The 24,312-nt window shown below is 61.5% G+C and carries 18 protein-coding genes; 7 read left to right on the top strand and 11 right to left on the bottom strand.

Annotated elements, in window-relative coordinates; translation table 11 throughout:
- Nucleotides 1–149: 149 nt before the first annotated feature.
- Nucleotides 150–368 carry a hypothetical protein gene (locus tag MHM88_RS01385; protein WP_239359253.1) on the top strand — a complete coding sequence of 73 codons (219 nt, stop codon included), beginning with the start codon at nucleotides 150–152 and terminating at the stop codon, nucleotides 366–368.
- Nucleotides 369–437: 69 nt separating this feature from the next.
- Here the strand turns inward: MHM88_RS01385 and MHM88_RS01380 are convergent, their stop codons facing one another.
- The gene (locus tag MHM88_RS01380) at nucleotides 438–1,061 is read right to left on the bottom strand and encodes a helix-turn-helix domain-containing protein (RefSeq protein ID WP_239321497.1); all 624 of its coding nucleotides are present in this window, start codon (nucleotides 1,059–1,061) and stop codon (nucleotides 438–440) included.
- A 76-nt stretch (nucleotides 1,062–1,137) separates the two neighbouring features.
- On the opposite strand from MHM88_RS01380, the gene MHM88_RS01375 reads away from it, so the two are divergent.
- The 3 genes from MHM88_RS01375 to MHM88_RS01365 all read left to right on the top strand — a co-directional run bounded on the left by MHM88_RS01375 (nucleotide 1,138) and on the right by MHM88_RS01365 (nucleotide 4,766).
- Nucleotides 1,138–2,646 (top strand): class I adenylate-forming enzyme family protein, encoded by a 1,509-nt coding sequence (locus MHM88_RS01375; RefSeq protein ID WP_239359251.1) that lies wholly within the window; start codon nucleotides 1,138–1,140, stop codon nucleotides 2,644–2,646.
- Nucleotides 2,647–2,649: 3 nt separating this feature from the next.
- Nucleotides 2,650–3,351 (top strand): DsbA family oxidoreductase, encoded by a 702-nt coding sequence (locus tag MHM88_RS01370; RefSeq protein WP_239359249.1) that lies wholly within the window; start codon nucleotides 2,650–2,652, stop codon nucleotides 3,349–3,351.
- A 191-nt stretch (nucleotides 3,352–3,542) separates the two neighbouring features.
- Nucleotides 3,543–4,766: a multidrug effflux MFS transporter gene (locus MHM88_RS01365; protein WP_239321503.1), complete on the top strand. Its 1,224-nt coding sequence runs from the start codon at nucleotides 3,543–3,545 to the stop codon at nucleotides 4,764–4,766.
- A 118-nt stretch (nucleotides 4,767–4,884) separates the two neighbouring features.
- On the opposite strand, the gene mfd is transcribed toward MHM88_RS01365, so the two are convergent.
- Complete coding sequence (gene mfd / locus MHM88_RS01360) at nucleotides 4,885–8,343, bottom strand: transcription-repair coupling factor (protein ID WP_239359247.1); 3,459 nt, start codon at nucleotides 8,341–8,343, stop codon at nucleotides 4,885–4,887.
- A 30-nt stretch (nucleotides 8,344–8,373) separates the two neighbouring features.
- The gene (locus MHM88_RS01355) at nucleotides 8,374–8,898 is read right to left on the bottom strand and encodes a component of SufBCD complex (RefSeq protein ID WP_239359245.1); all 525 of its coding nucleotides are present in this window, start codon (nucleotides 8,896–8,898) and stop codon (nucleotides 8,374–8,376) included.
- 181 nt (nucleotides 8,899–9,079) lie between these two features.
- Between MHM88_RS01355 and hemB the strand changes: the two genes are divergently transcribed.
- Both hemB and MHM88_RS01345 read left to right on the top strand, forming a co-directional pair.
- A complete protein-coding gene (gene hemB, locus MHM88_RS01350) occupies nucleotides 9,080–10,078 on the top strand; it encodes a porphobilinogen synthase (RefSeq protein WP_239359243.1) in 999 nt (332 codons plus the stop codon).
- A gap of 131 nt (nucleotides 10,079–10,209) precedes the next feature.
- On the top strand, nucleotides 10,210–10,782 hold the full coding sequence (locus MHM88_RS01345; protein WP_239359241.1) for a YSC84-related protein: 573 nt from the start codon (nucleotides 10,210–10,212) through the stop codon (nucleotides 10,780–10,782).
- Nucleotides 10,783–10,880: 98 nt separating this feature from the next.
- On the opposite strand, the gene MHM88_RS01340 is transcribed toward MHM88_RS01345, so the two are convergent.
- Nucleotides 10,881–11,753: an NAD(P)-dependent oxidoreductase gene (locus MHM88_RS01340; RefSeq protein WP_239359239.1), complete on the bottom strand. Its 873-nt coding sequence runs from the start codon at nucleotides 11,751–11,753 to the stop codon at nucleotides 10,881–10,883.
- A 114-nt stretch (nucleotides 11,754–11,867) separates the two neighbouring features.
- Here MHM88_RS01340 and MHM88_RS01335 point away from each other — a divergent pair, with 114 nt between their 5' ends.
- Nucleotides 11,868–14,348 carry a penicillin acylase family protein gene (locus tag MHM88_RS01335; RefSeq protein ID WP_239359237.1) on the top strand — a complete coding sequence of 827 codons (2,481 nt, stop codon included), beginning with the start codon at nucleotides 11,868–11,870 and terminating at the stop codon, nucleotides 14,346–14,348.
- Between the two features lie 136 nt (nucleotides 14,349–14,484).
- Here the strand turns inward: MHM88_RS01335 and hflX are convergent, their stop codons facing one another.
- The 7 genes from hflX to MHM88_RS01300 form a co-directional block, all read right to left on the bottom strand.
- A complete protein-coding gene (hflX, locus tag MHM88_RS01330; RefSeq protein ID WP_239359235.1) occupies nucleotides 14,485–15,756 on the bottom strand; it encodes a GTPase HflX in 1,272 nt (423 codons plus the stop codon).
- Complete coding sequence (gene hfq / locus MHM88_RS01325; protein WP_005611588.1) at nucleotides 15,756–15,995, bottom strand: RNA chaperone Hfq; 240 nt, start codon at nucleotides 15,993–15,995, stop codon at nucleotides 15,756–15,758. The genes hflX and hfq overlap by 1 nt, the downstream gene beginning before the upstream one ends.
- Nucleotides 15,996–16,127: 132 nt before the next feature.
- Nucleotides 16,128–17,666, bottom strand: coding sequence for a TrkH family potassium uptake protein (locus MHM88_RS01320; RefSeq protein ID WP_239321519.1), 1,539 nt, complete (start codon nucleotides 17,664–17,666; stop codon nucleotides 16,128–16,130).
- 1 nt (nucleotide 17,667) lies between these two features.
- On the bottom strand, nucleotides 17,668–19,044 hold the full coding sequence (trkA, locus tag MHM88_RS01315; protein ID WP_239321521.1) for a Trk system potassium transporter TrkA: 1,377 nt from the start codon (nucleotides 19,042–19,044) through the stop codon (nucleotides 17,668–17,670).
- A 91-nt stretch (nucleotides 19,045–19,135) separates the two neighbouring features.
- Complete coding sequence (locus MHM88_RS01310; RefSeq protein WP_239321523.1) at nucleotides 19,136–20,545, bottom strand: sigma-54 dependent transcriptional regulator; 1,410 nt, start codon at nucleotides 20,543–20,545, stop codon at nucleotides 19,136–19,138.
- Entirely contained in the window at nucleotides 20,542–22,821 is a 2,280-nt protein-coding gene (locus MHM88_RS01305; protein ID WP_239359225.1) for a PAS domain-containing sensor histidine kinase, read from the bottom strand. The genes MHM88_RS01310 and MHM88_RS01305 overlap by 4 nt, the downstream gene beginning before the upstream one ends.
- A gap of 99 nt (nucleotides 22,822–22,920) precedes the next feature.
- On the bottom strand, nucleotides 22,921–24,300 hold the full coding sequence (locus MHM88_RS01300) for a response regulator (protein ID WP_239321527.1): 1,380 nt from the start codon (nucleotides 24,298–24,300) through the stop codon (nucleotides 22,921–22,923).
- Nucleotides 24,301–24,312 lie beyond the last annotated feature (12 nt).

Below are 24,312 nucleotides of genomic sequence, written 5' to 3'. Positions count from 1 at the left end.
CAAAAGGTCAGTATAACTAAAATCAAATTTCATTCAGGCGAAGCTTTGCCAAATATTGCAAAACCTTCAAGAAACGCTGACAGGGCGACTGTTTCTTGCTACATTCAGCATCACGAATTCGGATTGTGTCCCAGGGTGTGAGGGTTGCGATGATTGAATTGAACGAAGTGAACCTTGCGCGCAGCCTGCCACGCTTGCAGCAACGATTTCCCGATCTTGTTGTCGACAGTGTTGTCAGTGCGATGACACAGACCGACGAGCTGGTCCAGGCTGTCGCCGCTGCCCAGGGAATATCCCTCACCGAAGCCCGCGAAGAGATGCGGGATTTTTTATATCTGGAGAGTCTGCGCGAAGAGCTGACCGCCTGAGCCCGCCTGCGGCCGATGCCGACCCGGTGGTGAGACGCCAGCCGGATCAAGGTTAGCGTCATGCGTCCGTCAGGCCAATGACGTGACCCAAAGGATCGTCGCATCCTCCGGGCTGACGGACACCACGTTGTGGCCCATCGCCCCATCGTAATAGGCGCTGTCACCACGGCGCATTTCCACCGGCTCGTAGAACTCGGTGTAAAGCGTCACGACCCCGGTCAGCACATATAGAAACTCTTCGCCGTCATGGCGCACCCAGCCGTCGAACTCATCGAGCCTGCGCGCCCGCACCCGTGCGCGGTAGGGCAACATATGTTTGCGGGTCAGCCCGTCCGCCAACAGTTCGTGCTCGTAGGTGGCAGTGGCATGGGCTGAACCCTCGCCGAATTTTGTCACCGTCATGCGCCCGTTGACCTGATCGCGCTGGGGCGGCGTGAACAACTGCGGCACCGAGATCTGCAAGCCGACCGCCAGCTTCTTCAACGCCTCATAGGTCGGTGACATCTGACCGTTTTCGATCTTGGAGAGCGTCGAACGCGCCAGCCCCGCCTGATTGGCGGCGTGCTCCAACGTCCAGTCACGCTGTTTGCGCAACTCCCTGACCCGAGCCCCCAGATCAAGGGGTTCCGGTTCACGTTCCTCGCCATTGGCATGGGCGATGGAAATCAGCGTCTTCGGGTCGCGGTCTACCATGAAAGTCCTATAGTGGCGCCTTCGCGGCCTTGCAACGCCGACTTGCTCCGATGCGCGCCCCGGGGTAGTCAGATTCATGCTTTCTATCTTCGATCAGGGTCAGCACCCGCCTTGTCCGGCCCCTTTCAACCTGGCAGCGCATGTCCTGCAACATGCCGGTGACCGTGCAGCGCATCCGGCCGTCGTGATTGCAGGCGCAAACGGCGACGAGGTCTGGACCTATGCCCGCTTTGAAACCGCAGTGCGCGGCATCGCCACCGGCCTGATCGAGGCCGGGCTCAAACCCGGTGACCTGCTGCTGATGCGGTTGGGAAACACCGTGGAATTCCCGCAAGTGTTCCTCGCCGCGATCTCTGTCGGTCTGATCCCGGTGCCCACCTCGGCGCAGCTGACCGCGCCCGAAGTCGCGCAGATCATCGCCGATCTGTCACCCGCTGCCGTAGTGCGTGCCCCCGACGTAATCAGCGCTCCGCACGCCAGGGAAATCCCGCTGGCAGAAATCCGACGGATGCAGAGCCTGGCCGCCGCGCCCTATGACCTCGGCGCGCCGGACCGCCTTGCGTATGTGGTCTATACATCGGGCACCGGCGGCACGCCCCGGGCCGTGGCGCATGCCCACCGCGCGGTGTGGGCGCGGCAGATGATGATCCGGGACTGGGCCGCTCTGTCCGCCTCTGATCGTCTACTGCATGCAGGCGCGTTCAACTGGACCTTTACGCTTGGCACCGGGATTATGGATCCGCTGTCGCTTGGGGCCACCGCAATCATTCCCGCGCCGGATGTGGATCTGACCGCTCTGCCTGCGCTCCTTGACAGATCTCAGGCAAGTGTTTTTGCTGCTGTACCGGGCGTATACAGAAAGATATTGAAGCAGGAGAACCTGCCCGAACTGACCCATCTGCGGCATGGTCTGGCCGCCGGGGAGAAACTGCCCGCCGATCTGCGCAAACACTGGCAGCAACGCACCGGCACCCCGATCTACGAAGCCTTCGGCATGTCGGAATGCTCGACCTTCGTGTCCTCGGCCCCGCATCGCCCCTCGGATGGTGCCATGCTTGGCACGCCGCAGACCGGACGCCGGGTGGCCATCCTGTCGGACGAGGGCCCCGTCCCGATCGGAATCGAAGGGATCATTGCCATCCATCGCGACGATCCGGGGCTGATGCTGCGCTACCTCCATGCGCCCGAGGCAACGCAAGCACGGTTTCGCGGCGAGTGGTTCCTGACCGGGGACAGAGGCATCATGCACGAGACCGGAGAAATCGAATACTGCGGCCGCGATGATGACATGCTGAATGCGGGTGGCTATCGCGTGTCCCCTCTGGAGATTGAGAAAGTCTTTGCAACCCACGACAAGATAACACAATTCGCAGCTGCCGAAGTGGAAGTGAAACCAGGGGTGCGCATCATTGTCGGGTTCTACTCCGGTCGCGAAGACGTGACCGATGCCGAGCTTCAGGCTTTTGCAAGCACGCAGCTGGCAGCGTACAAGCGCCCCAAAGCCTATAAACGCCTGACCGAGTTGCCCAGCAACCCCAATGGCAAACTCCTGCGCCGGGCCCTGCCCGATCTGTTCAAGGATTAGAAAATGACCGAGCCAAACCTGCCGCCCCATGTGAAACTCGACATCCTGTCGGATCCGATCTGCCCGTGGTGCTATATCGGCAAGACCCTGTTGGACCGGGCGCTCGCCGCCGAACCGGATCACCCCTTCGTGGTGGAGTGGCACCCCTTTCAGCTGAACCCGGAAATGCCGGCCGACGGCATGGATCGTCGCGCCTATCTGGAAGCCAAATTCGGCGGCAAGGACAATGCCGTCAACGTCTATGCCGAGATTGCAAAACATGCCGAGGCCGCTGGTGTGGAGATCAACTTCGAAGCCATGCAGCGCACCCCGAACACCATCGACGCCCACCGTCTGATCCATTGGGCCGGTCTGGAGGCCAAACAGTCCGAGGTGGTCGACGCGCTGTTTGACGCCTATTTCGTCGCCGGCAAAGACATCGGCGATGCTTTGGTTCTGGCCGATGTGGCCGCCGACGCCGGGCTGGAGCGCGCGGTGATCGAAAAACTCCTGGCGAGTGACAATGACATCCAGGCCATTCGCGACCGGGACGCGCATTCGCGCGAGATGGGCGTGAACTCCGTCCCGACCTTCATTATTGCAAACCAGCATGTGGTGCCCGGTGCGCAGCAACCGGAGCTTTGGGCCCAGGTGATCGCCGACATCAAATCGCAGCTTGCCAGCGCGTCGTCTGCTGAAGATGAGGAAACCCCTACACAACATTGATGCCAAATACTTTTTAAAACCCAACGGATCAGGGTGGTTGCGCGGATTACGCGCAATGCACATATGTCTGTGCGTACATTTAACAATTGAAGCGCTTTTCGGCATGCACAATCCATGTTAGCGCCGGGGCACCGGCCTCCGAACCCGGGGCGATGTCCGCCCCCGTTCATGTCGCCGGCAGAGGTTTACAGATGACAGAACACCCTAAATCCACCTTGTCGCAGGGCGAATTCATCGCCCTGATCGCAATGATGTTTGCAACCATCGCCTTTTCGATCGATGCCATGCTGCCAGCGCTTCCGGATATTGGCGCAACCCTGAGCCCGGATGACACCAACCGCGCCCAGTTGATCGTGACCTCCTTTGTCATGGGCATGGGGCTTGGCACTTTCTTTACCGGACCGCTGTCCGATGCCTTTGGCCGCAAACCGGTCATTTACGTGGGATCGGCGCTCTATTGCATGGGCGCGCTGGCCGCGTATTTCAGCCAATCCCTCGAAACCATCCTGATCTCGCGGGTGCTGATGGGCCTCGGGGCCGCAGCGCCGCGCGTGGTGGCCATCGCCATCGTACGCGACCTCTATGTGGGGCGGGACATGGCGCGGATCATGTCGCTCGCAATGATGATCTTCACGCTGGTGCCCGCATTTGCACCGCTTCTGGGCAGCGGCATTATCGCGCTGACAGACTGGCGCGGGATTTTTGCGGCCTTTGCGCTGTTTTCCGTCATTATCGTGCTCTGGATGGGATTCCGTCTTCAGGAACCGCTGCGCAAGGAAGACCGTCGCCCCTTCCGCCTGCCGCAATTGCTCAGCGCGCTGCGGGAAATGGTCAACCATCCCACCGTGCGGCTGTCGATCCTGGCCCAGACCTTTTGCATGTCGATGCTGTTTACCATGATCGTCATGGTGCAGCCGGTATATGAAATCGTGTTTGAGCGCGCCGAGAGCTTTCCGATCTGGTTCATGATCGTCGCCCTGATGGCGGGCAGCGCCAGTTTCCTCAACGCCTCTCTGGTGGGACGTGTGGGGATGCGTCGCATGGTGACATGGGCCCTGGGGGCACAGATCTGCGCCAGCAGCGTGATGTTCCTGGCCACCGGCTTCACCATCGCCGAGCCGATGAATTTCTACATGTTTGTGGCCTGGCAAACCAGCGTGTTCTTCATGGTCGGCTTGACGCTCGGCAATCTGAACGCGATCGCGATGGAGCCGATGGGCCATATCGCCGGTCTTGCCGCCTCGGTCATGGGGGCGATCTCCACGGTGGTGGCCGCGATCATCGCCGCCCCGATCGGCCTGTTGTTTGACGGCACCATCGTCCCGCTGGTGATGGGCGTGCTTGGGACTGCGTTTCTTGCCTTCCTCACCATGCTGTGGATGGGGCGCGTCGAAGCGATGACCGCACCGGCCTGACAACGTGCTGACCTGAAAACATCGGATTATCAAATCATTATGCGGCGCTGCTCAGGTATTGAGCAGCGCCGCACTCCGTTAAAGACCGCCTAAACAAAACCGAGGGTGTGTGTTCGCCTCACTGGGGTTTGCGCGCCTTCTTCTTCTCGGCCACGACCTTCTCGGCCAGATCCCGGGCGATCGCAAAGGCCCCCTTGATCTTGTCGCTGTCCTTCTTCCAGTCCCGGCTCACCACGATCTTGTTGTCCTTGACCTTGGCCAGGCCGTCCTGCGACTGGATGAACTCCACAAGCCCCTGTGGCGAGGCAAATTTATCGTTGTGAAACTGAAGGGTTGCGCCCTTGGGTCCGCCGTCCAACTTGGCGATACCGGCTTTCTTGCACATCGCCTTGATCCGAACAACGAGCATCAACGTATTGACCTCCTTGGGCAATTTCCCAAAGCGGTCAATCAGCTCCGCGGCAAACCCCTCCAGTTCGACCTTCGTCGACAGGGACGACAGACGCCGATAGAGGCCCAACCGCACATCGAGGTCGGGCACATAATCCTCCGGGATCAAGACCGGTACCCCGAGGTTGATCTGCGGCGCCCATTGCTCGTCGCCTTCGGTCAGCCCTTCGACCTCACCGGATTTGATCTTGGCGATCGCCTCTTCCAGCATCGACTGGTACAGCTCATAGCCCACATCGCGCATCTGTCCCGATTGCTCTTCGCCCAGCAGATTGCCGGCGCCCCGAATATCAAGATCCTGCGAGGCAAGCGTAAAGCCGGCGCCAAGCGTGTCGAGCGAGCCAAGCACCCGCAGCCGCTTTTCCGCCGTATCGGTCAGGCGCTGACGCGGGCGTGTGGTCAGATAGGCATAGGCGCGTGTCTTCGAGCGCCCGACACGGCCGCGGATCTGATAGAGCTGCGCCAGGCCGAACATATCCGCACGATGCACCACCATGGTGTTCGCGGTTGGAATATCGAGACCGGATTCAACGATCGTGGTGGCCAGCAGGATGTCATACTTGCCGTCATAGAAGGCATTCATACGGTCATCGAGCTCCCCGGCCGCCATCTGCCCATGCGCAACCACATAGCTCAGTTCCGGCAACTGCTCCTTGAGGAAATCCTCGATCTCCGGCAGATCGGAAATGCGCGGCACCACATAGAAACTCTGCCCACCGCGATAATGTTCGCGCAGCAGAGCCTCGCGGATGGTAATGGCATCAAACTCGGCCACATAGGTACGGATCGACAACCGGTCCACCGGCGGCGTGCCAATTATCGAAAGATCCCGGACACCTGTAAGGCTGAGTTGAAGCGTTCTCGGGATCGGCGTCGCGGTCAGGGTCAGGACGTGAATATCCGTCCGCAGCTGTTTCAGGCGCTCCTTATGCGCCACACCAAAATGCTGTTCTTCATCAATGATGAGCAGCCCAAGGTTCTGAAACCGAATGTTCTTGGCCAACAGCGCATGGGTGCCGACCACAATATCGACGGTCCCCTTGGCCAGGCCTTCGCGGGTCTGGCTCGCTTCCTTTGAACTGACAAAGCGCGACAACTGCCTGACTTCCAACGGGAATCCCCGGAACCGCTCCTTGAAGCCGGCGGCGTGCTGACGCGCCAGCAGCGTCGTGGGCGCGACAATGGCCACTTGCAGACCCGACATCGCCGCAACAAAGGCCGCCCGCATCGCCACCTCGGTCTTGCCAAAGCCGACATCGCCACAGATGAGGCGATCCATCGGCTGCCCGGAATGCAGGTCCTCCATCACCTCCTCGATCGCCCGAAGCTGATCGTCGGTTTCCTGATAGGGGAAGCGCGCCGAGAACTCCTCCCAGGCATGCGGCGGCGGATCCATCACCGGCGCCTTGCGCAGGGCACGCTCTGCGGCGATCCGGATCAACCGGTCGGCCATCTCGCGAATACGTTCCTTGAGCCGCGCCTTCTTGGCCTGCCAGGCGCCGCCGCCCAGCTTGTCGAGCAGCCCCTCGTCATGACCGTATTTCGACAGCAGTTCGATATTCTCGACCGGCAGATACAGTTTGCTCTGCTCGGCATATTCCAGCAGCAGGCATTCATGCGCAGCACCCGCCGCCGTGACCACTTCCAATCCCATGTAGCGCCCGATCCCGTGGTCGACGTGAACCACCAGATCCCCGGGGGTAAGGGATTGAGCTTCGGTCAGGAAGTTCTCGGCCTTCCGACGTTTTTTGGGTTTCCGGATCAGTCGATCGCCGAGGACATCCTGTTCCGAAATGACCGTCATATCCGGCGCCTCGAAACCATGCTCCAGCGCCCAGACCGCCAGATGCAGCCCTGATTTGCCTATTCTGGTGCCATCAGAAACGGGGATCGTTTCCGCCAGCCCTTCATCCTCGATCAGCCCACTGAGACGCTCGCGCGCACCTTCCGAATAGGAGGCCACCACAACCGGCCCCTGCGTCATCCGCGCTTTAATATGATCCGCCAGGGCCCCAAACAGGCTGATGTTTTCCTGTTGCCGTTCCGGTGCAAAGTTACGCCCGATCCGCCCGCCGGCATCCACCACGCCGGGACCGCTGGCCTGCGGCAGCGGGTGAAACTGAACAGACCGGCACGCCGCGACCTGCTGATCCCAGGCGGCCTCATCCAGATACAAGAGCTGCGGCGGGGTCGGCTTGTACACCGAATCCATCCGTCCCTTGGCGTCCATCGCATGCTTGCGGGTCTCGTACTGATCCGCGATGCTCTCCCATCGGGCGATCCGGGCCGGTGTCAGCTGGTCATCCAGGGTGACCGTGGCGTCCGGCAGGTAGTCAAACAGGGTTTCCAGCCGCTCGTGAAAAAACGGCAGCCAATGCTCCATCCCCTGATGCTTGCGCCCGGCGGAGACCGCCTCGTACAGCGGATCGTCGCTGCCAGCGGCACCAAACTCGATCCGATAATTCTGCCGAAAGCGGGTGATCGCCGCCTCGTCGAGGATCACCTCCGAAACCGGCGCCAGTTCCACCCGGTCCAGCTTTTCGGTCGTCCGCTGCGTCGCCGGATCAAACCGCCGCGCGCCATCCAGCACATCACCAAAGAGATCAAGCCGCACCGGCCCGCTCTCACCAGGCGGAAAGATGTCGATAATACCGCCGCGCACCGCGTAATCGCCCGGCTCCATCACCGTGGGGCTTTGGGAAAACCCCATACGTACCAGGAACTTGCGCAGCGCTTCTTCATCAATCCGCGTGTCGACCTGCGCGGTAAAGGCCGCTTCTTTCAGAACCTCACGCGCCGGCACGCGCTGCATCGCGGCATTGAGGGTCGTCAGCAGCACAAAGCGCCCGGGCATGCCCTGCACCAATCCGGCCAGCGTCGCCATCCGCGCGGCCGAAATATCCGCATTCGGCGACACGCGATCATAGGGCAGGCAATCCCATCCCGGAAACACGATGACCGGCAGCTCCGGGGCAAAGAAACGCAACGCCGAGCGCATCGCGTCCATGCGCTTGTCATCGCGGGCAATATGCAGCACCGGCGCGCGAGCGCGGTCCAGTTCACGCAGCACCAACTGCGCGTCAAACCCCTCGGGTGCGCCGCCCATGACGATGGATTTCTGGGACATGTGCTCCCCTTCTTCACGGTTATCCGAGGCTCAGCCGAGCACTCCGTTGGTCAGGTTCTGAATCATGCCCCAGATCCCGGTGACAAAAATCGACACGACACCAACCAGCTGCACATAGAGACGCGTGCGCACGAGCCGGCGGCGCAGGGCGTGGTCATCGTGCTCCGTGGCCCGAATGGCGCGCGCTGCTCTCAGGTTGATCAGTCCCACGACATTCATCGGCAGCAGCATCAGCACCAGCGCCTGTGCAAATTCGATGTCATAGACAAAGCCCAGCATCAGCAGCGACGTCAGCACAAAGAACATGAACCCTGTCAGGATAAACCCCGACACATCAGCAACATACAGCAGCCTGTTCACCTGTATGCGAACCAGGTCCTGTAGATCTTGCGCCGATTGCCCCCCGACCCGGGCCGCACGCCCGACCATGTCATAGGGCACGCCCAGCACCCAGTGGCTGGCAGACGACCACAGCACCGCAAGGGCAATCCAGTACCACAGGTTCGAAAAGGATTTCAGGTCGATCAACTCGACGATAATTGCAAATAGGTCCAAGGTCGTGCAAATCCCTGATTTCACCGTCGCACAGGCAACGCGGAGCCAACTTGACGCCCTGTATCCATCGCCACGCGCGCTGATACAAGGGCTGCTGCGTCAGAAATGCACGGGCGCGGCACTTGTGAACCACGCCTGATCCGTGGCACCCATAGGCATCGGAATTTGTCACGAGATCAAGATGCCCCCTATCATTGCACCCTTTCCAGCCGCCCGCCCGCGCCGCCTGCGCGCTTCAGCTGCCGTTCGCAACCTGACGCGGGAACACGAACTTTCGGTGCACGACCTGATCTGGCCAGTGTTTGTACGCGATGGCGAGGGCGTGGAGGAACCGGTTGCATCAATGCCCGGGGTGGTCCGCCGATCCGTCGACAAGGTAGCAGAGGCCGCTGTCGAGGCGCATGCGCTCGGCATCCCGGCGATCTGCCTCTTCCCCTACACGGATCCCGCCTTGAAAACGGCAGACTGTGCCGAAGCCTGGAACCCGGACAACCTGTGCAATCGCGCCATTCGCGCCATCAAGGCCGCGGCACCGGATCTGGCGGTGATGACGGATGTGGCGCTCGACCCCTATAATATCAACGGCCATGACGGCTATGTCGTGGACGGCGAAATCCGCAATGACGAAACCGTCGAGGCGCTGGTCCGCATGACCCTGGCGCAAGCCGAGGCTGGCGCGGATATTATCGGCCCCTCGGATATGATGGACGGTCGTGTGGGCGCCATGCGCTCAGCCCTGGAAAAGTCCGGATTTCAGAACGTTACGATCCTTTCTTACTCTGCAAAATATGCCTCGGGGTTTTACGGACCCTTCCGCGATGCGGTCGGGGCCTCCGGCGCGCTGAAGGGCGACAAGAAGACCTATCAGATGGATGCGGGCAACACGGATGAGGCAATGCGCATGATCGCCCGCGACCTGAACGAAGGCGCAGATATGGTCATGGTGAAACCCGGTCTGCCCTATCTGGACATCTGCCAGCGCGTCAAACGCGAGTTTGCCGTGCCGACCTTCGCCTATCAGGTCTCCGGGGAGTACGCCATGATCCAGGCTGCGGCGCAGAATGGCTGGATCGATGGCGAACGGGTAATGCTGGAAAGCCTGATGGCCTTCCGCCGTGCGGGCTGCGACGGTGTCCTGACCTATTTCGCGCCACAGATCGCGCGACTGCTGAACGGATAGGTCGGAACACGTGAACGTGACAGCGGGAACCCGCGCATCCGGCGTGGGTTCGAGATGACAGAGGCGCGAAGCTTGCCTATAGTCGGCTCAAACAAGGCGCAAAAGCGCCGACCCACTATGCAGGTAACACCATGAGCAGAACAAATTCCTCTCTGTCCCGCCGCGCCTTCACCACCGCCGGGCTCGCCACGCTGGGCGTGACCGCCGCTTGCGGAAATGGCATCGGTAATACCAATGACGTGAAGATCGACGCCCGCGTGGACGCGACGCTGAACCAGATGTACAGCCGCTACCCCGGCACCCGGGACCTGGCGGAGAAATCCGCGGGCATGCTGGTGATCCCGCTGGTGACCGAGGCAGGGTTCATCTTTGGTGGCGCCTATGGGCGCGGCGCGCTGCGCATCAATGGTGTCACCGTTGACTACTATGCCAATGTCAAAGGCAACGCCGGTCTGCAAATCGGTGCCCAGCAATATGCGCATGTGTTGTTCTTCATGACCGATGCGGCGCTTGCACGGTTCCGCCGTTCATCGGGTTGGACCGCCGGTGCGGATCTCGAATATGTGGTCAAGGACGAAGGCAATGCGCTGACCGCCGACACCAACACCCTCACCGCACCGGTGATTGCCGCGGTCTTTGGTCAGGCGGGTTTGCGTCTGGGGGCAACCCTCGAAGGGTCCAAATACACCCGCATCATCCCCTAAGACACTGGCAATTAATGCCAAGTATCAACGCGTTCAAAGCCTCCCTTGATCCGGGAAGCTTTGCTGTTTGCGGCCCGTCCACGGGCGTGTCGCCCGGATCAATCGAGCGCGCGCAAGCGCTTGATCAGCGCCGAAGTGTCCCAGCGGCCACCGCCGAGTTTCTGCACATCCTTGTAGAACTGATCCACCAATGCAGTCACCGGCAGGCTGGCGTTGATGTCATCCGCAGTGTCGAGACAGATCCCGAGATCCTTGCGCATCCAGTCCACCGCAAACCCGTGATCGAACTGGTCTTCCAGCATGGTTTCGTAGCGATTGGCCATCTGCCAGCTGCCCGCAGCGCCCTGGCTGATAACCTCGACCACGGCGCGCCCGTCCAGTCCGGCCTTTTCGGCAAAATGCAGCGCTTCGCTGAGGCCCTGCACCAGCCCGGCAATGGCGATCTGATTGCACATCTTTGTCATCTGGCCAGCGCCGCTGTCACCGATGCGACGACAGATACGCGCATAGGCTGCCATGATCGGCTCCGCCTTGGTGTATTGATCCGCATCACCACCGCACATGATTGACAAGGCACCGTTCTCGGCCCCCGCCTGGCCACCGGAGATCGGCGCATCGACAAAGCCCAGCCCTGCTTCTTGCGCGGCCGCATAGAGCTCCCGGGTGACCTGAGCCGAAACGGTGGTGTGATCCACAAAGGTGCTGCCGGACGCCATCCCCGCAAACCCCCCATCGGGTCCCAGGCAGACTGAGCGCAAATCGTCATCATTGCCGACGCAGGCCATCACGAACTGCGCCTCCGCCGCAGCCTCGCGCGGGGTGGCCGCAGCGCGCCCGCCCGTTGCCGCCGCCCAGGCCTCCGCCTTTGCGGTTGTACGGTTGTAAACTGTTACATCATGGCCTGCCTTTTGCAGATGTGCCGCCATGGGATACCCCATCACGCCAAGCCCAAGGAACGCAACTTTGGTCATGTCCTTTCCCCCTGATCTGTCTTCGCATATGTTGGCGCCAACCCTAGCACCGCGCCGATCAAGCGCAATGTGTCTTGGCAACAAATCTCGAATTTCCAAGGGAATAGACAAAGAATGGCACGCCTTTTCCGCTGGCTTCTCCGCCTCACGGCCGGTTCGATTCTGCTTGGCCTTGCGGGCGCGGGACTTGTCTATTTTCTCGCCGCACAATCGCTGCCCGATTATGACAAGGAGATCGCGCTGCCCGGACCAACCGCGCCGGTGGAAATCGTGCGGGATCACGCCAATGTGCCGCATATCTTTGGCAGCTTCGGCGCCTCTGACGAGGATGTATTCTTCGGCCTCGGCTATGCCCATGCGCAGGATCGTCTCTGGCAAATGGCAGTGATGCGCCGCACCGCCCAGGGGCGTCTGTCGGAAATCTTCGGCCCGCGCACAGTCAAGACCGACAGCTTCCTGCGCCGCCTTGATCTCTATCGCACCGCGCGCAGCTCCGTCGCGGCGCAAAGCCCGGAAAGCCTGCGCGCGCTCGAAGCCTATGCCAGCGGCGTCAATGCGCGCCTGCAGGAGGTCAACGAGCGCGCATTGGGGCGTGGCGCGCCTGAAATGTTCCTGTTCAACATGCCGATCGCCCCCTGGCAGCCCGCCGACAGCATCGCGATCATGAAGCTGATGGCGCTGCAGCTCTCCTCGCATCTGCAAGAGGAAATCCTGCGGGCGCAGACCTCCATTGCGCTTGATAACCCCGCGCGGCTGCTGGATATTCTCCCCGATGCACCGGGCACTGGAACCGCGACGCTGCCGGAATACACCGAGCTGTTTCCCGGCCCGTTCCCCACACCGGATGCGGCCCCCTCAGAGGGGTCGCAATACGCCGCGCTGATGCCTGTCGCCCCGCGCGGCCTCGGGGGCGCCTCCAACGCCTGGGCCGCTGCCCCCAACCGCTCTGCCGCGGGGGGCACCCTGCTGGCCAATGATCCCCACCTCGGGCTGAGCGCTCCCGGTATCTGGTATCTGGCACGGCTGGAACTGGGCACTGGCGGCGTGATCGGTGGCACCATCCCGGGCATTCCCGCCGTTCTGACCGGGCGATCGCAGCAGATGGGATGGGGGGTCACCTCGTCCTATCTCGACGATCAGGATCTGTTCGTCGAAAAGATCAATCCCGACAACCCGCAGCAGTACCTCAGCCCGACCGGCTACAAGGAGTTCGAGAGCCGCCCTTCCATCGTCCAGATTAAGGGCAACGAACCGCTGACCCTGACGCTGCGCTGGACCGACAATGGGCCGGTGCTGCCCGGCTCGCTGTTCGACCTGGCCTCCGTGACGCCGCCCGGCCATGTCATCAGCCTCGGCTGGACAGCGCTGTCGCCCCGCGACACCTCGATGACCGCGGCCTTGGAACTGATGCGCGCGCAGACGGTGGACCAGGCGATCATCGCTGGCGAGAACTTCATTGCGCCGTCGCAAAACCTGACCCTGGCCGACGCGGAAACCATTGCGCTGAAAACCGTGGGCGCCATGCCGGACCGCGATCCGCGCAATCAAAGCCAAGGCCGCTTGCCCAATCAGGGCTGGCGCCGTGAAAACCAGTGGCAGGGTCGCCTGCCCTATGCGGCGAACCCGGAGTTTGTCAGCCCGCGCGGCGGCATCCTTGGCAACACCAACAACAAGCTGCTGGACCGGCCCTTTCCCAATCACGTGTCGTTTGAATGGGGCGATACGCAGCGGATCAATCGCTGGCGGCGGCTGATGCAAACGCGCGAGGTGCACACCCGTGACAGTTTTATCGAAGCGCAACTCGACACCGTTTCCTACAGTGCCCGCAGCCTGCTGCCGCTGATCGGGGCTGATCTCTGGTTCACTGGTGAGGCCGCCCCCGACGGCACCCCGGCGCGCCAACGCCAGATTGCCTTGTCGCTGCTGGCAGAGTGGAACGGAGAGATGAACGAACACCTGCCAGAGCCGTTGATCTACGCCAGCTGGGTGCGTGCTTTGCAAAAACGCCTGATCGAGGATGAACTCGGCCCGCTTGCTGATGCGTTTACCCGTGTTGACCCGGTGTTCCTGGAACGGGTGTTCCGCGACATCGACGGGGCTGGCGTCTGGTGTGACGTGCAGCAAAGCGCCCCAACGGAAACCTGCACCGATATGGCGCGATTGGCGCTGGACGATGCATTGGTCTACATCAGCGAGCATTATGGCAATGCGCTGGAGGCCCTGCGCTGGGGCGACGCCCATCAGGCGACGCATGACCATGAGGTCCTCGGCGAAGTGCCCCTGCTGCGCTATTTCGTGAACATCCGTCAATCCACCAGCGGCGGTGACAACACCTTGCAGCGCGGCCTCACCTCGGGCGAGGAACCTGCGCCGTTTCGCAACGTGCATGCGGCCGGCTATCGCGGGGTCTATGATTTTGCCGATCCGGACAGTTCCGTCTTTATCATCGCAACCGGGCAATCAGGCCACTTCCTGTCGCGCTATTACGATGACATGGCGCAGTTCTGGCGCCGGGGGGAATATATTCCGATGTCGCTGGATGAGGACCTGGCGCGGGCGGCAGCCGTTGGTGTGACCCGGATCCTGCCACGCTGAGGCGGAGGGGCGACAGACGCCGCCCGCCCAGACGCCCCTCTATGGACCATCTGCGCCATGGGCTGGGCGACGATCCGACATTACCACAGCGCGCGGGTCCGGCCCCCAACCGGGGGCCGGATGCGTCGCCGCATAATCAGAGTTTCTCGAACCTGGCCTTTTGCAGATCGGTCCAGCGCACCGTCAGTTCAAACCCCTCTTCGGTCTGTTCCTCCGACTGCACCACCTCTTCCTTGAACAGCCAGGCGCGCTGTTTGCCTTGTGAAAATTCAAGGTGAAGCACGTCCGTGTGGCGAACGCCTTGCAGTTTTAGCGCGATCTGAGCGAGCAGCTCCGGCAGCCCCTCGCCTGTGAGCGCCGAAATCGCAAACAGATCGTCGCTTCGCTCTGCCCGCTGGCGACAGGCCTCGGCCTCCTCGGGGGACAGCTGATCGATCTTGTTCCAGACCTCGATCAGGGCGCGATCCTCGTCGACGCCAAGAGAATTCAGGATCTGCGCCACATCTTCGGCCTGGTGATCGCTTTCGCTATGGCTGATATCGCGGACATGCAGGATGACATCCGCGGCCAGCACCTCTTCGAGCGTGGCGCGGAATGCGGCGACCAGTTCCGTCGGCAGATCAGAGATGAACCCCACCGTGTCCGACAGGATCACCTCGGGTCCATCCGGCAGCTCCACCCGTCGCATGGTCGGGTCCAGCGTGGCAAAGAGCATATCTTTCGCCATCACCTCCGCACCTGTCAGGCGGTTGAAAACAGTGGATTTTCCCGCATTGGTGTAACCAACAAGCGCAACGATCGGATAGGGAACCTTGGCCCGTGCCGCGCGGTGAAGGGTGCGGGTTTTCACCACCTTGTCCAGCTGACGGCGCAGGCGCACCAGTTGTTCGTCAATGGCGCGGCGGTCGGCCTCGATCTGGGTTTCGCCGGGGCCGCCGACAAACCCGAGTCCACCACGCTGTCGCTCCAGGTGGGTCCAGGCGCGCACCAGACGCGTGCGCTGGTAGCTCAGCGCCGCCATTTCCACCTGCAACACGCCTTCGCGGGTGCGCGCACGGTCGGAAAAGATCTCCAGGATCAGCCCCGTCCGGTCAAGGATCTTCACCTTCCAGGCTTTTTCCAGATTGCGCTGCTGCACCGGGCTGACCGGACCGTCGATCAGGACCAGCTCCACCTCTTCCGCCTTGAAGACCGCTTTTAGCTCCTCGATCTTGCCGGAGCCAAACAGCATGCCGGGATGCGCCTTGGGCAGCCCCACGACATTGGAGCCGACCACATCCAGGTCGGGCAAGGCGGCGGCGAGCGCCACACCTTCTTCCAGCGCCGGAACAGCGTCGCGGCGCTCTCTGTCTGACTTGATATCCGGATGCAGGACCCAGGCGCGAGTCCGCTTCCTGTCATGCTCCATCAATTGGAGTCTTCACCCTCATAGAGACTGATCGGCTGAGCCGGCATGATGGTCGAGATCGCATGCTTGTACACAAGTTGCGACTGGCCATCGCGGCGCAGCAACACGCAGAAGTTGTCAAACCAGGTGATCACGCCCTGAAGTTTGACACCGTTGATCAGAAAGATTGTGACTGGAACCTTAGTTTTGCGAACGTGGTTCAGGAATGCGTCCTGAAGATTCTGTCTGTCCGAAGCCATTTGTTTATTATCTCGCCTTTGTTCTTGTCACGCGCTGCGGCCCAACGCGTCCCTTACGCGGAGTATGGACGCAGTTTTAGCGGGTTTCCACCCGAAATACGTCATTTTTCTACATGGGTTAACCAGATTCTGTCAGCTCCGCCAGAGATTGGGCGACAGAAGTGCGATAATGGCCAGCGTTTCCAGCCGGCCCAGCACCATGGCAAAACACAGGATCAGCTTTGCCGGGGCTGCCAGCAGCGCAAGTTCGATCGGCACCTGCCCCGCCGCTTCGATCAGCGGGCCAGTGGTGGACAGACCGGCCACGGCCAGAATCATCGCCTGCTCAAACGGGATTCCAAACGCCGAAAGCGCGACGCAGATCAGGGCCAGCGACAAGGCGAACAGCATGAAAAAGATCCAGGCAACGAAGGCGCCGTTGCTTTGCAACCGCCTGTTGCCCCGCCCCTCGCCGCTGACCGATGACGGCAGGACCAGCCGCTCCATCTCGCGCAGACCGTTGAGATAGAGCGCATAGACCCGCAGCAGTTTCACACCACCGGCGGTGGTGGCCACCCCGCCCCCCATGACCGCAAGACCCAGCAGGATCATGCCCGGCGTCTCCAGCCCGGACCATTCCTGGGCGCTGAACCAATAGCCGCTTTCAAACCCGTTCGTGGTCAGAAAGGAGGTGATGGTGAACAGCGCGCCCCAGAACGAGGCCAGCGCCATCGACAGATCGTCCGAGGTATTGACCTCAAGCGCCGCGATCCAGTGGCGCAGGAACAGCAGGATCGGCACCCCGAAGATGATCAACATGCCGGTGCGGAACTCCGGATCCTTGTCCAGACGCCCATGGCCCACGGCGACGGTATCGCTGGAGAACGTCAGGCGCGACAGCGCAAAAAGCAGGAACAGGAACATGACCATTTCGCCGGCCAGCCCGGACTGGGCCGCGCCGATCCCCCCGATCGGAGACAGGCCGGAGGTCGCCATCACCGACATCGCATGGGACACCGCAACCAGACCGCTGTCACCACAGAGCAGCAGCAGCACCGCAAGCGCCAGGGTCAGCCCGACGTAGACCGGGGCAAGCGCCACGGTGACCATGATGAGTTTGCGTCTTGGGTCCGGCCGGTGACTTTCACGCAGGATCGCGTCACTGCGCCCAGGCTCCGCCCGGGTTGTCACCTCGAATCCCCCAAGCGACAGCGGCGCCAGCACTGCGGAGGCCGCAATCCACATGAACAAACCGCCGAGCCAGGCCACCAGCACCCGCCACAGATGCACCGACGCCGGCAGGCGACCGGGTTGATCAAAAATATCGGCCCCGGTGGTGGTCAACGCGCTGACCATGTCGAAATAGGCATTCAGATAGCTGGTGTTGCGCAGCGCGTCCTGCAACGGCACCGCCAGAAACAGCGGCAGGAACACAAAGGTCGCCAGAAGGGTCATCAGCTGCCCCGGCATCCCGTATCGCGGCACCCGGTTGGACACCGAAAGCCCGATAAAGGTCACCAGGGTCACCCCGACAAGCCCGGAATAGAAAAAGCTCTGCGAGGTATTGTGATCGTCCACCAGCACGGCATGGATCGCGGGGATCCACATGGCGACCGAGAACACGCCCCAGATCAGCAGCAGCAACGGCAGCCGCAGGATGCCACGAACCTGAGAGCGGGGGCGACGGGGCATTCTAGAAATAGTCGATCGAGACCTGCATCAGGCGCTCGACCTCCCGCACGTCCGCCGCCATGGCAAAGAGGGCGATCGTATCCCCCGCCTCGATCCGCAGGCCACCCGTGGGGCGCATGACCTCGCCGTTCTTGCTCACCGCACCGACCAGCACGCCTTCGGGGAAATCAATATCCCGCAAGGCCTGACCGGCCATGGGCGACGTCGAGAGCACCTCGGTCTCGATCACCTCGGCCTCGGCATCGCCGATGGAATAGACCTGCCGGATGCGCCCGTAGCGGATATGGCGCAGGATCGAACTGACGGTGGTGGCGCGCGGGTTGATGTGGGCGTCGATGCCAAGATGCGGCAGCAGAGGCAGCAACGTGGGGTCGTTGATCAGGGCGATGGCAAAGGGACAGCCCTCGGCCTTGGCCCGCACCGCCGCCAGCATGTTGGTCTTGTCGTCATCGGTCACCGCCAGCATCGCATCGGCCTTGTCGATCCCGGCCTCGATCATCAGCCCGCGATCCAGCCCGTCCCCGTTCAGAACAATGGTACGCTCCAGTTCTTCGGCGGCCTTCTCGGCGTGTTTCCGGTTCATCTCGATCATCTTGGCCCGGGTGCGACCGGCGCGCCCTTCGAGCGCCTTGGCCACTTCCAGCCCGACATTGCCGCCGCCGACGATAACGACGCGCTCTTGCCGTTTCTCTTTCTTGCCAAAGACTTCCATGGTTCTATTCACGTCATCCGCGTGACAGAAGACATAGGCGGCATCGCCGACAAACAGCTGGTCCCCCGGTTCCGGCGCAAACAGGCTGCCATCGCGGCGGATGCCCACCACGATCGCCCGCAGGGTCGAGAACAGCTCAGTCAGCTGGCGCAACGGCGTGTTCACCACCGGGCATTCCTCATCGATGTGGATGCCCAGCAACTGCGCCCGCCCCTCCATAAAGACTTCGGTATCAAAGGCCGCCGGCGCGCGCAGCCGCTGCATGGCGGCTGCTGCCACCTCGCGCTCCGGGCTGATGACCACGTCGATCGGCAGGTGATCACGACGATAGAGGTCGGAATAAATGGCGTTGAGATAGCTTTTGGACCGCAGGCGCGCGATCTTGCGCTGGATGGAGAACACCGAATGCGCCACCTGGCAGGTGACCATGTTCACCTCATCCGAATGGGTGGCGGCGATAATCATATCCGCATCCCGCGCCCCTGCCCGATCCAGCACATCCGGATAGGAGGCAAAGCCCGCAATGCCCTGAACATCAAGCGTATCCGTTGCGCGACGCACCAGATCCGGATTGTTGTCCACGACGGTGACATCGTTATGTTCACCCGACAAATGCCGCGCGATCTGCCAGCCGACCTGCCCGGCGCCACAGATTATTACCTTCATCGATCCGCTCTCCGGGCGCTGAAATGCCTGATTTGCATGACAGATGGCTTGGGCAGGGTCAATTCAATTGTCCTTGCCGCAGAGGCCGTCCTCAGACCGCTGTTTCCTCATTCTCGACCCGGGCAATCCGTGTGCCGGCCTTGTTGGAGGTCACCACGCCAAGCGACTTCAGCTTGCGATGCAGCGCCGAACGTTCCATGCCGACAAAAGAGGCCGTGCGGCTGATATTGCCGCCAAACCGGTTGATCTGGGTCAGGAGGTATTCACGTTCAAACGCTTCGCGGGCCTCGCGCAGCGGCAATGTCGCCAGGGCCCCGGACAGCACGACACGGCCTTCTGTTTCGACCTTTTCCTCTTCGCTGGGCAGATCCTTGGCCTGGATCGGTTCGGAGGATTCTCCAAGGATCAGAACACGTTCCACCAGGTTCTTGAGCTGGCGCACATTGCCCGGCCAGGTCATGGTCTGCAAAAGCGCCACCGCATCATCGCTGAGCGCCCGCAGAGGCAGACCCTGGGATTTGTTGAAACCTTCGATGAAATACTGGGCCAGCAACGGAATATCCTCGCGCCGCTCGGACAGGGCCGGTACGCAGATCGGCACCACATTCAGACGATGGTAGAGTTCCTGACGGAAGTTCCCGTCAGTGATTTCCTGTTCCAGATCACGGCTGGTCGCGGATACCACCCGCAAATCGACCTTGATCTTCTCGGTTCCGCCAACCCGCACAAACTGCTGATCGACCAGCACCCGCAGGATCTTGGACTGGGTGCCCGACGGCATGTCGGCGACCTCGTCAAAGAAGACAACGCCGCCATCCGCCTGTTCCAGCAGCCCCGGTTCGATGCCGCGCTCGCCGCTTTCACGGCCGAACAGAACATCCTCCATCCGCTCCGGCTCGATACTGGCGCAGTTCACCGTCACAAACGGAGCACCGGCCCGGTTCGAATTGGAATGGATGTAGCGCGCTGCGACCTCCTTGCCGCTGCCCGCAGGGCCCGTCAGCATGACGCGGCCATTGGATTTGGTCACCTTGTCGAGCTGCCCGACAAGCGTGCGGAACGCGGGCGATGTGCCCACCATATCCGCTGCGCCCACATCCTTGCGCCGCAGGTCGGTGTTTTCGCGCCGTAGACGCGAGGTTTCCATCGCACGGCGAATAACGACCATCAACTGGTCGATGTTAAAGGGTTTTTCGATAAAGTCATAGGCGCCCTGCTTGATCGCGGCGACCGCGATCTCGATATTGCCATGACCGGAAATGATCACCACAGGCACCTCGGGATAGTCGCGTTTGACGACCTTCAGAATATCGATGCCGTCCATCTGACTGTCCTTCAGCCAGATGTCGAGGATCAGCAGCGAGGGGCGCGCGTCCTCAAAGGCCGCCATGCATTCTTCCGAATTCGCGGCCTTTCGCGTGGCGTAGCCCTCATCCTCCAGAATGTCCGAAACCAATTCCCGGATGTCACGTTCATCGTCAACAATCAGAATGTCACTCATGTCAGCCCTGCTACTACGGTTTGTTTGTGGACGGTACTGTCCGGCGCGAACGCCGGGAGGCGGATCACCGCCATGGCACCTGTGTGGCGATTTCCGTCAAAGAGCGGCGCGTCTTCCAGCGCCAAGGTGCCGCCATGCTCTTCGATGATCTTCTTGACGATCGGCAAGCCGAGCCCGGTGCCTTCGTCGCGGGTTGTCACATAGGGTTCGAACAGCCGTGCCCGATCTGCCGGCAGGCCGACCCCGTTGTCGGCAATCGTGATCACATGACCCAGCGCATCAGAGCGCACCTGCACCCGGATCTCCGGTGCATAATCTTCTGGCGCGCCTTTTTGTTTCAGCGTTTCCGTGGCTTCGCCGGCGTTCTTGATGAGGTTGGTCAGCGCCTGTCCGATCATTGTCGCATCAACATCGACCTTGAGCTCTTGCTCCGGCAGATCTGAATGGATGCGCAAATCGGGTTGACCGGCCTGTTGCAACAACACCGCCTCCTGCACCAGCTTGCCCAGATCTTCTTCGCGACGGTCCGGTTCGGGCATGCGCGCGAACTTTGAAAACTCATCCACGATACGACGCAGGTCATTGGTCTGACGCACGATGACATCCGTCATGGATTGCAGCTGATCGCTGTGATCCTCTCCCAGTTTGGGGGCGAATTTGCGCTTGATGCGCTCTGCACTGAGTTGAATTGGCGTCAGGGGGTTCTTGATTTCATGGGCAATCCTGCGCGCCACGTCCCCCCAGGCCGCCATCCGCTGCGCGCTGACCAGGTCCGTCACATCGTCAAAGGCCACAACATAGCCCTCGAGATCATGCTCACCCGAACGCCGACGCGCCATGCGCACCAGGAGGTTCTCGAGGCGGCCCTGGCGCGTCACCTTGATCTCGCCCTGCGCCACGCCGGACCCGCTTTCGATCAGGTCGTCAAACAGGGGCCCGAATTCCGGCACCGCAACCGCCAGCGCCACGGATTGCTGGTCTTCCTGCCAGTCCAGCAGACGTTTGGCCGATTTGTTGACAAAGGTCACACGCCCTTTGGCATCCAGCCCAACCACGCCCGAGGTGACGGAGGACAACACGGAGTCAAACAGGCGGCGACGCTGTTCGATCTGCCGGGTATTCTCCAAAAGCGTTTCCCGCTGCGCCTGAAGTTGCTGCGTCATCTGATTGAAATACCGGCTCAATTGAGCAATCTCGTCATCGCCTTGCTCTTCGGTGACCTGCACGCTGAGGTTACCGGCCCCGACCCGTTGCGCAGCGACGGTCAAGCGTCCGACCGGGCGCGACAGGCGCTCGGCAAACCACATGCCAAGCCACATCGCCGCGAGGATCAGGATCACCGCAAATCCAAGGTACAAGAGGCCGAATTCGAACAGCACCCGCCCCCGTTCGCTCTCCAGTTGCTGATAGAGATGCGCCGTTTCCTGCGTGTCGTCGAGCAGCTTGAGCAGTTCGCCATCGACATCGCGGCTGACGTAGAGATAGCGGTCCACAAAGGCATTCAGACGCACGAGCGCACGAAATTCGCTGTTCTCCCAGTCCTGGATCACATGCAGGCCGGTTTCTTCTGCCGCCCCGATATGTTCCAACGTCGGCATCTCGAAATCAAATTCGTAGGAGCGTTCGCCCCGGGTCTGAATCACCCCGGTTCCGTTGATCACATAGGCCTCTTGCAAGCCGCGCTGGATCTGCAACTGCCCCTGAGACAGAAACTGACGCAGCTCGCCGTCACTCATAAAGAAATTCTTGGACCGGCTGTGATCCAGAAAGCGCGCCAGCGCCAGCGCGTCCTGCTCCAGATCCTGGCGTTGCTGGCGCTCGTAGGCCTCTGCGGCCTTGACCGAATTGCCGATCGCGTCGCGCACGCGATCCGAAAACCAGCCCTCCAGCCCCACGTTCACCGTCAAAACTGCAAAGACCGCGACCGTTACGGTTGGCACCAGGGCCAAGAATGCAAAGGCGCCGATCAACCTCAGGTGCAGCCGTGAGCCGGCCGATTTTTCGCGCCGCGCCGCGATCAAGCGCCCGATCTGACTCAGCACCATGGCGGCGATCGCAAGCACATAGACCAGATCAGCGAGTAGAATCAGTCGCAGCGCCGGGGAGCTCGCCCCTTGCCCAAACGGACCGATCACCAGAAAGGTAACCATCGCCATCGCCGGGCCAAGGAACACCAGCCCAAGCGTGGTGAAGTTGCGCGCCCTGCGCGATTTTCGCCAGCGATCCAAGGCTGCAAACCAAAGATACACCGAGCGGATATGTGACATCTGCGCCACCGCCTGCCCCCAGCTGATGTTGGGCGTTTCTCGCCCACCACATGATTTCGCGGTCCGCCATGCGCCTTCTGGCGCCACGGACACGCTTCTGTGGCGAGATTACATCAGTTTGCGACGGCGTGTCACCTCAATATCGAGATCCGTGATTTTCTTGCGCAGCGTATTGCGGTTGATCCCCAGCAAATCGGCGCATTTGGCCTGATTTCCGCCGGTCGCGGCCAGCGAAATCTCGATCAGAGGCGTTTCGACTTCCTTCAACAAGCGGGCATAGAGGCCGGGGGGCGGCAGCATGTCGCCGTGCAGGTCGAAATAGCGCTGCAAATGCCGCGCCACCGCATCCGAAAGCTTCTCATTGCTGGCGCCGCCCCCCATCACGGGCTCGACCCCGGTGGTCTGCGGCCCCAGCGCCGCGGCGACCTCGCCCTTGCCGATCTCTTCGCTACGCGCCGTAAGCGCAAGCCTTTTCACAATATTTTCCAGTTGCCGCACATTCCCCGGCCAGGCGTAGTGTCGCAAGAGATCCCGGGCGTCCTCACTCAGGACGCGACGCGCGGCCCCTTCGCTCTCTGCGCGCAGCAGGAAATGCTCGCAAAGCAGGGCAATGTCTTCGACCCGATCCCGCAGCGCCGGGACGACAAGCTCCGACCCGCAGATCCGATAGTATAGATCCTGGCGCAGCGCGCCGTCGTCCAACTGCTCAGCAAGATCTTGCTGACTGGTGGTTGCGATGAACCGGGGGGCGTGATCGCCGGGGGAATCCATCATCCGAACCAGACGCGCCTGCGCCTCATCCGTCAGATCCACCAGCTCATCAATCAGCAGCGTGCCGCCCTTCACCTGGGCAAGCAGTCGCGAAGGGCCCTCCAACTCGATCAGATCCGCCGCATCGGCGACCACAAACGGCAGTGTGCGCCGGTCCGAGAAATCGTGAATCGCCCGTGCGATCAGAGACTTACCGGTGCCACTTTCACCCGTGATCAGCAGCGGCATATCGGTGTTCATCACCCGTGCGATCAGACGATAGAGCGTCTGCATCACCTCGGTGCGCCCCACCAATGGCAGCTCATCCGGGCGCTCCTCCGACACTTCAACCTGACCGGCAACCTGTGCGCTGCGCTTCTCCGTTAGCGCCTTGGCTGTGCGCTTCATCAGTTCGGGCAGATCAAAGGGCTTGGGCAGGTAGTCGTAGGCCTCTGCCTCGGCAGCCTTGATCGCAGTCATGATCGTGTTTTGCGCCGAGATCACGATGACCGGCAGGCCCGGACGGTCCTGGGCGATCTTTGGCAGCATCTCCAGCCCGTTCCCGTCCGGCATCATCACGTCCGAGATCACCACATCGCCCTTGCCTTCGCCAACCCAGCGCATCAGCGTCGTCAAGGAGGAGGTCGCATGGACCTTGCAGCCCGCCCGGGTCAAGGCCTGGGTGAGGACTGTGCGGATCGTACGGTCGTCGTCTGCCACAAGAACGGTGCCGTCCATGTCTTTGTTCTC

This window comes from Epibacterium sp. MM17-32 (genome assembly GCF_022348205.1).
In the GTDB taxonomy this organism is placed as follows: domain Bacteria; phylum Pseudomonadota; class Alphaproteobacteria; order Rhodobacterales; family Rhodobacteraceae; genus Epibacterium.
The sequence above is the reverse complement of the archived record's forward strand: the minus strand, read 5'-3'. Positions and strand labels throughout refer to the sequence as shown.